The following is a 6,880-nucleotide window of genomic DNA, read 5'->3' on the forward strand; positions in this document are numbered from 1 at the left end:
TCATCTGAGTCCGTTAGATTTTCAATATCGCGAAAATGCTGCAAATAGAGGTTCTGAGGTCCGTTAGCGAAAGCAGAACGTTTCAGCTCAGTTACTCACAATGAATCGACAGCCTCAGTATGTCCGATAGATTTTCAAAAACCTAAAAAATCGAAGAATAGCGTCATTCAAGTCCGATAGACAATGAATAACTCCGACGTTTTGGGTTTTTGAAGCACCTTCTGGTGATTTATGTTCTTTGGAGGAGATTCGAAAAGTCGATAATCCATAAAGGATAGTAGTCAAAAACAAACCCGCTAACCATAACGGTCAGCGGGCTTCCTTGTCTTAGTACAACGTCAGATATTGATCGCGTTCCCATTGATGCACTTGGGTCCGGTACATATCCCATTCGATTTCCTTTAACTCGTAGAAGTGAGCGAGAGCGTGGTCGCCGAGCGCTTCGGTGATGACGCCGCTTCTAAGCATCTCTTCGAGCGCTTCCTTAAGATTCGATGGAAGGCTTGGAATTCCGGAATCAATGCGCTCTTCTTCTGTCATGATATAGATATTGCGGTCCGTCGGAGCCGGCAGCGGCAATTGGTTTTGAATACCGTCGAGACCAGCCTTAAGCATTACGGCAAGTGCCAAATACGGGTTAGCGGCAGGATCCGGATTACGAACCTCTACGCGCGTAGACAAGCCACGGGAAGCCGGGATTCGGATCATCGGCGAGCGGTTGCTGGCCGACCACGCAACGTAGCAAGGAGCTTCATAACCAGGCACCAGACGTTTGTAAGAGTTGACCGTCGGATTCGTGATGGCAGCCATAGCGCGAGCGTGCTTGAGTATTCCCGCCATGTAATAACGTGCCGTGTCGCTGAGACCAAGTTTGTCCTTCTCATTATAGAACATGTTCGTATTGCCCTGGAACAGAGACATGTGACAGTGCATACCGGATCCGTTAACGCCGAACAAAGGCTTAGGCATAAAGGATGCATGCAAACCATGTACCCGTGCAATTGTCTTAACGACAAGCTTGAACGTTTGGATCTGGTCCGCCGCCTTAATGGCGTCTGCATATTTGAAGTCGATTTCATGTTGTCCCGGAGCGACTTCGTGATGGGAAGCCTCGATCTCGAAGCCCATCTCCTCCAGCGTAAGTACGATCTCGCGGCGGCAGTTCTCGCCGAGATCCATAGGGGCCAAGTCGAAATAACCGCCGTGGTCGTTAAGCTCCGTCGTCGGTTCGCCGCGCTCATCCGTCTTGAACAGGAAGAACTCCGGCTCCGGACCAACATTCATAGCCGTATAACCGAGCACTTCGGCTTCCTTGAGCGCGCGCTTGAGGATGCCGCGCGGATCACCTGCGAAAGGAGTGCCGTCAGGCATATAGATATCGCAGATCAGTCTCGCTACGCGATCCTGCGTTACCCAAGGGAATACGACCCATGTATCGAGATCAGGATATAAGTACATGTCGGATTCTTCTATCCGAACGTAACCTTCGATGGAAGAACCGTCAAACATCATTTTGTTATCAAGCGCCTTGTCCAGCTGGCTGACCGGAATTTCGACGTTTTTAATCGTGCCTAGCAGATCGGTAAATTGCAAACGAATAAAACGAACGTTTTGCTCCTGGGCAATACGTTTGATGTCCTCTTTTGTAAAACTCACAGAATCATCTCCTTTGTGTCGTTCTCCAAATTACCGTTTATTAAGGAAACGGGATAATTGTCCTTCGATCATGGACGTTCTGCCCGGTCTCTTTTCCAACAGCTGCTGCTTAAGCAGTCGGTGTAGCTGCTGATCGGACAGCTCCCTGCGCTTCACTTCGGATTGTTCGCTTACCAAGGTAGCATCGTCCGACTCCTTCGATACAGGATTCATAACCTGTTTGATGCCAGCGATGTTTACGCCTTTCTCTATCAAAGATTTGATCTCTAGCAGTCGTTCGACGTCATTAAACGAGAACAACCGTTGATTGCCAGCGGTCCTGGCAGGCACGATCAATTCGTGCTGTTCGTAATAACGGATTTGTCGCGCCGTCAAATCGGTCAGCTTCATGACGATGCCGATCGGGAATAGGGCCATGTTTCTGCGTAATTCATCTGCCAATTCGCATCAACCTTCCAGTCGCTCATTTATAGCTTCATTGTATCGTCGAGCCACAAATGTGTCAAGTTATGTAAGGTTTGATCACAATCAATCCGCTTTTAACCAGCTTCTCCAGCGCGATCAGAACGCCGTATTTGGCATGTCCATAAGTCAGCCCGCCTTGCATATAGGCAATATAAGGCTCTCGAATAGGCGCATCCGCCGACAGTTCCAGACTGCCCCCTTGCATAAAGGTACCTGCAGCCATAATGACGGGATTGTCATAACCAGGCATGTCCCACGGCTCCGGCACAACATGAGCGTCTACTGCCGCCGCTTGCTGAATGCCCTGGACGAAAGCGATAAGCGGCTCGGCGCTTCCGAACCGGACAGCCTGAATGAGATCCGTTCTAACTTCGTTCCAGGCCGGCTTCGTCTCGAACCCCAGCTTTTCGAACAACGCAGCGGCCAGGATACTGCCTTGAACGGCTTGTCCCACCATATGAGGGGAGAGAAACAGTCCTTGGAACAAGGAGCGCAGCGTCCCTAACATGGCTCCTACGTCTCCCCCGATTCCTGGAGCGGTCAGCCGGTATGAGGCTGCTTCCACGAGTTCTCGTTTGCCGGCAATATATCCCCCTGTTTCCGCAATGCCGCCTCCCGGATTTTTGATCAGGGAACCTGCGATGAGATCGGCGCCTGCTTCCGTTGGTTCTTGCAATTCCGTGAATTCGCCGTAGCAATTATCCACGAAGACAATAAGATCCTCTCTAATGGCCTTTACCCTCGTGACGATTTCTCCAATCTCCGCAACCGTAAAGGAGGCACGCCAAGCGTAACCTCTGGATCGCTGCACGCCAATGACCTTCGTCCGCTCTGTAATCGACGCTTCGATGCCATCCCAATCCAGGCTGCCATCCTCCAGCAGCGCAACCTCACCGTAACCGATACCGAAATCTGCAAGCGAGCCCGTACCGTCGCCGGCCTTGCCGATTACTTTGTGAAGCGTATCGTAAGGCTTCCCCGTTACATACAGAAGCCCGTCGCCGGGTCGAAGCACACCGAACAACGCGCAGCTGATCGTATGGGTGCCGGATGCGAAGTGGGGACGAACAAGCGCAGCTTCAGCCCCCATAACATCGGCGTAGACGAGATCAAGCACCTCTCGCCCACGGTCGTTGTAGCCATAGCCAGTCGAGCCAGCAAAGTGGAAATCGCTGACTCCTTGTCGCTTGAACGCTTCAATAACCTTCCACTGATTGCGCTCCGCTATCCGTGCCGTACGCCGGAATGCTTCTGCCGCTTCGTCCTCTGCACGATCAGCCAGCGCAATCAGTTGTTCCCAAATCCGTTCTCTCTCTAGTTGCTCGTTCATCACTCTGTTTGTCTCCCTTTCGTCGTGCAGTATTGCTTAAATCAAAGTTTTAGATCCTCTGGACGAATGGTCATTAATTCGCCCTTCGCCGGGATGGAATTGGAATATTGTCCGATCAGGCGGACAGCCTGATGCCGGATCGCCTTCTCGATGGCATTGCGCACGAACCGGGCATTGCTGAAGGAGAATAGATCGTTTTGCTTCTCTTGCATCAAATGCTGACGGAGCTTGAATACGGTTTGAGGCAGCATGACGTAATCGCGCTCCTTTACCATCAGCTCGCCAATCTGCAGCAACTGATCTACAGAATAGTCCGGGAATTCGATCTGGATCGGGAACCTGGAAGGCAGACCCGGATTCGTCATCAGGAATTGCTCCGTCTCAAGCGGGTAACCGGCCAGAATGAGAATGAACCCGCTTCGATGATCTTCCATCGCTTTTACAAGCGTATCGATCGCTTCTTTGCCGAAGTCCTTCTCCCCGCCTCGAGCGAGACTGTAAGCCTCGTCGATAAACAATACGCCGCCAAGCGCCTTGCGAACTAGATCCCTTGTTTTTTGCGCGGTGTGTCCGATATACTCGCCGACAAGATCGGCTCTCTCTACCTCGATGAGATGTCCTTTCGCAAGCACGCCCATCTTCTGGAACAGCTTGGCGATAATTCGGGCAATCGTTGTTTTGCCCGTCCCGGGATTGCCTTTAAAGATCATATGATAAACTTGCGAACCGCCGAACAATCCCGCTTCTGTGCGCATCCGGCTAATGTATAACAACGCATAAATTTCGTATACCAGATTTTTTACGTTTTCCATGCCGATCATAGGTTCAAGTTCCTTCTGAATCTCTGCGAAGTGATCGACTGCTGGCAACGGTTTGACGCTTGGAAGCGGTTCGGGTTCCAGCGCATGCACAGAAGCCGCTCCCGCTGCCTCATGGCTTCTGAGCACCACGTTGATTTGACGGGAAGGTCTGGAGGATCCGCTGCCTGGTCCCGATATGACGTGTCCGTTCATCTGACGCATCACCTGTCCTTTGTACAGAAGCTGTAGCGTAACAGTAACCTGCCGCATTACAATCTTATTCTCTCTCAGGACAGCATATTAGCAGATTCGCAGCAACGAGTTATCGGGACAAGAAACCGATGCGCATCAGCAAGGAATCCAGCTTCCATTTCGTATAGGCGAGCACCTCGCGGGAATCATTATAGAACTGGTTCAGAACGCGAGATTTGACGCCTGTTACAAGCGCCGGTTCGAAGCCGGCAAACTCTGCCATCTCCTTCGCTCTAGGCGCATGATAGTCATGCGTAATGACGACAAAATCGCTATAGCCCGCTTCCTCGCCGATTCGCTTGCCGAATACGAGATTCTCGTAGGTATTGCCAGCCTCCATCTCTAAGATCAGCTTGTCCTCCGCCATTCCCTTCGACGTCAAGTAGTTGCGCATGCCCTCCGCCTCTGACAGCTTCGAGGATACGCCGCCATAACCGCCTGACAGAATCAATACCTCTACAACTCCATCTTCGTACAGCTGGTAGGCATAATCCAGCCGTTCTTTGAGCGCCGGACTGGGAACATCATTCCACAAGGCTGCGCCAAGCACGATGCCCGCATCAGCGTGTGTCCCCTCTTCTAGCTCGGGAATCGTATGATTAAGATACCATGCCGCGTATAAGCACCAGGCAATGCCCGCGAACAATACAACTACGAATAGACGAAAGAAAAGCAGCCACGGCCGCCTGGAAGACTTACGGCGGCGGCGCGTGCTGCTCCTCCGATGCTTGACACTGCTCTTCATGACTCGCTGAGCTCCCCTGTTCGTTCCATGAGGCTCTTGCGATGCTTGAGACTAAGCGTGAAATAACGGAATCTGCCATTGCGAATGCTTGACAGCAGCCTTCCTGCCGTCTTGCGCGCAAGCGCGGCATCCTTGTTGGAGACGGCGCCTTGCCTGAGGGCGTCCTCCAGTTCGTCTTCGTCCATCAAATACACTTCGCCGCTTGGCAGCACGACAACATCCAGATACAGATCGTCGAACCACGGCACTTGCTGATCAGTCAAACCTTGCGTCTTGCACACGTCGATATACCATTGCACGACTCGGCCCTTGTCATCAAACATTGTCGTTACGACAAAGTGCTCGCCCTTGGGAAAGTGCTGCATCCATAAATAACCACGGTCTGCCAGGCAGAGCCTTCGTCCGTCATATTCTTTCCAGAGAGGCTCCCTAAGCTCATGGATCCGGTAGAAGGTTACGAGCCCTCTAAACTCGTCTCCATCAAGCGCCAGGCAAGAATAACTTCTTCGCAATATGCGGCGCCAGTTCGCGCGATCGGAAAATTTTCTCTTCATACGGAACGTACCTTTCCGTTCATTTAGGAATGACGTCCGCCGCTCCAATGGGACGGCCCACGTGTTCACGAGGAACACTCCTATAAAAAAAGATTACCATAACTTAACGTCCATCTCCAGCGCATGGGGAAAATAAACCAAGCTCTGTTAGCAGAAAAGCAGCTTCAACGAAATAATTCCGTCGAAACTGCTTGTCCTTCAGCTCACTTGTATGGTAATGCGTACGATCGTTACATCCTCTACCGGTTGACCGTTTTTCACAGGCGTTCTCGAGATGGCTTGTACTACATCCATCCCCGACGATACTTCTCCGAAGATCGTATAATTCGGCTGCCTGTTAAGATTCGAGGCGTCAGGTCCCGTACAAATAAAGAACTGGCTGCTGCCGGAATTCGGAGTACCGGAATTGAACATGGCGACAACGCCTTCCTTATAAGTGGATTGAATATCCAGCTCATCCGGAATGAGATATCCAGCGGTACCGGTGCCGTTGCCAAGGGGATCGCCAGTCTGAATCATAAACGATTCGATAATGGAATGAAATTTCAAACCTTCATAGAACCCTTCGTTCGCTAAAAAGACGAAGTTGTTCACCGTTACAGGCGCTTTGTCCGCATACAGAAGAATTTCGAAGCTCCCCTCTGATGTCTCGATAAGCGCCTTGTAATCGTAGTCCAGATCAATCGACATCTCCGGCATCTTGCTCCAGCTCATAACTTTGGCATTTCCATCCTGTCCCTGCGCGGACAGCTGCGAAGCGTTGTCTGATCCGCATCCCGCTAACAGGAGCAATAGGAATAGCCACAGCAACATCGCTCTGCCCAGACCCGCGAATTGCATGATTCATCTACCACCTATTCCGTGGCGGAGGGGAACTTACGCTCCCTCCGAAGTTGGCTGTCCTGCTGCCTCTCCGCCTTCATTGTTACCCGTCGTTATCGGAGTCGGAGTTGGTGTCGGCTCGCCTCCGTCTCCAGGCTGCTCCGTACCGATCGGAGCAGTCGGTTCCGTCGTGCTGCCCCCGCCATCGTTGCCGCCGTTATCCCCGCCGTCCGGCGGCGGCGTAGTTGCGCCGGGA

The 6,880-nt window shown here is 51.9% G+C and carries 7 protein-coding genes and 1 pseudogene; all 8 read right to left on the reverse strand.

The genetic code is table 11. The features are described from left to right. Nucleotides 1–327: 327 nt before the first annotated feature. The gene (gene glnA, locus PAT3040_RS33620) at nt 328–1,656 is read right to left on the reverse strand and encodes a type I glutamate--ammonia ligase (RefSeq protein WP_087569303.1); all 1,329 of its coding nucleotides are present in this window, start codon (nt 1,654–1,656) and stop codon (nt 328–330) included. A gap of 30 nt (nt 1,657–1,686) precedes the next feature. Further along, nucleotides 1,687–2,097, reverse strand: coding sequence for a MerR family transcriptional regulator (locus PAT3040_RS33625; RefSeq protein WP_087569304.1), 411 nt, complete (start codon nt 2,095–2,097; stop codon nt 1,687–1,689). 61 nt (nt 2,098–2,158) lie between these two features. Then, nucleotides 2,159–3,451: a methionine gamma-lyase family protein gene (locus tag PAT3040_RS33630; protein WP_108996100.1), complete on the reverse strand. Its 1,293-nt coding sequence runs from the start codon at nt 3,449–3,451 to the stop codon at nt 2,159–2,161. Between the two features lie 41 nt (nt 3,452–3,492). Continuing rightward, on the reverse strand, nt 3,493–4,464 hold the full coding sequence (locus PAT3040_RS33635) for an AAA family ATPase (protein ID WP_108996399.1): 972 nt from the start codon (nt 4,462–4,464) through the stop codon (nt 3,493–3,495). A gap of 109 nt (nt 4,465–4,573) precedes the next feature. Then, nucleotides 4,574–5,248, reverse strand: a complete 675-nt coding sequence (locus PAT3040_RS33640) for a YdcF family protein (protein WP_108996101.1) — start codon at nt 5,246–5,248, stop codon at nt 4,574–4,576. Then, nucleotides 5,245–5,802, reverse strand: a complete 558-nt coding sequence (locus tag PAT3040_RS33645; RefSeq protein ID WP_087569307.1) for a ribonuclease FAU-1 family protein — start codon at nt 5,800–5,802, stop codon at nt 5,245–5,247. The genes PAT3040_RS33640 and PAT3040_RS33645 overlap by 4 nt, the downstream gene beginning before the upstream one ends. 198 nt (nt 5,803–6,000) lie before the next feature. Further along, on the reverse strand, nt 6,001–6,642 hold the full coding sequence (locus tag PAT3040_RS33650) for a peptidylprolyl isomerase (RefSeq protein ID WP_108996102.1): 642 nt from the start codon (nt 6,640–6,642) through the stop codon (nt 6,001–6,003). A gap of 36 nt (nt 6,643–6,678) precedes the next feature. Next, a pseudogene (locus tag PAT3040_RS39375) lies at nt 6,679–6,880 on the reverse strand (hypothetical protein); the annotation flags it as partial.

This window comes from Paenibacillus agaridevorans, from assembly GCF_003112455.1.
GTDB classification, from domain to species: Bacteria; Bacillota; Bacilli; order Paenibacillales; family Paenibacillaceae; genus Pristimantibacillus; species Pristimantibacillus agaridevorans.

What these genes read in the sequence shown, in the direction of transcription:
- PAT3040_RS33630 (WP_108996100.1), bottom strand. Translation starts at nt 3,451, where the DNA reads ATGAACGAGCAACTAGAGAGAGAACGGATTTGGGAACAACTGATTGCG.
- PAT3040_RS33650 (WP_108996102.1), bottom strand. Translation starts at nt 6,642, where the DNA reads ATGCAATTCGCGGGTCTGGGCAGAGCGATGTTGCTGTGGCTATTCCTA.
- PAT3040_RS33645 (WP_087569307.1), bottom strand. Translation starts at nt 5,802, where the DNA reads ATGAAGAGAAAATTTTCCGATCGCGCGAACTGGCGCCGCATATTGCGA.
- PAT3040_RS33635 (WP_108996399.1), bottom strand. Translation starts at nt 4,464, where the DNA reads ATGAACGGACACGTCATATCGGGACCAGGCAGCGGATCCTCCAGACCT.
- PAT3040_RS33640 (WP_108996101.1), bottom strand. Translation starts at nt 5,248, where the DNA reads ATGAAGAGCAGTGTCAAGCATCGGAGGAGCAGCACGCGCCGCCGCCGT.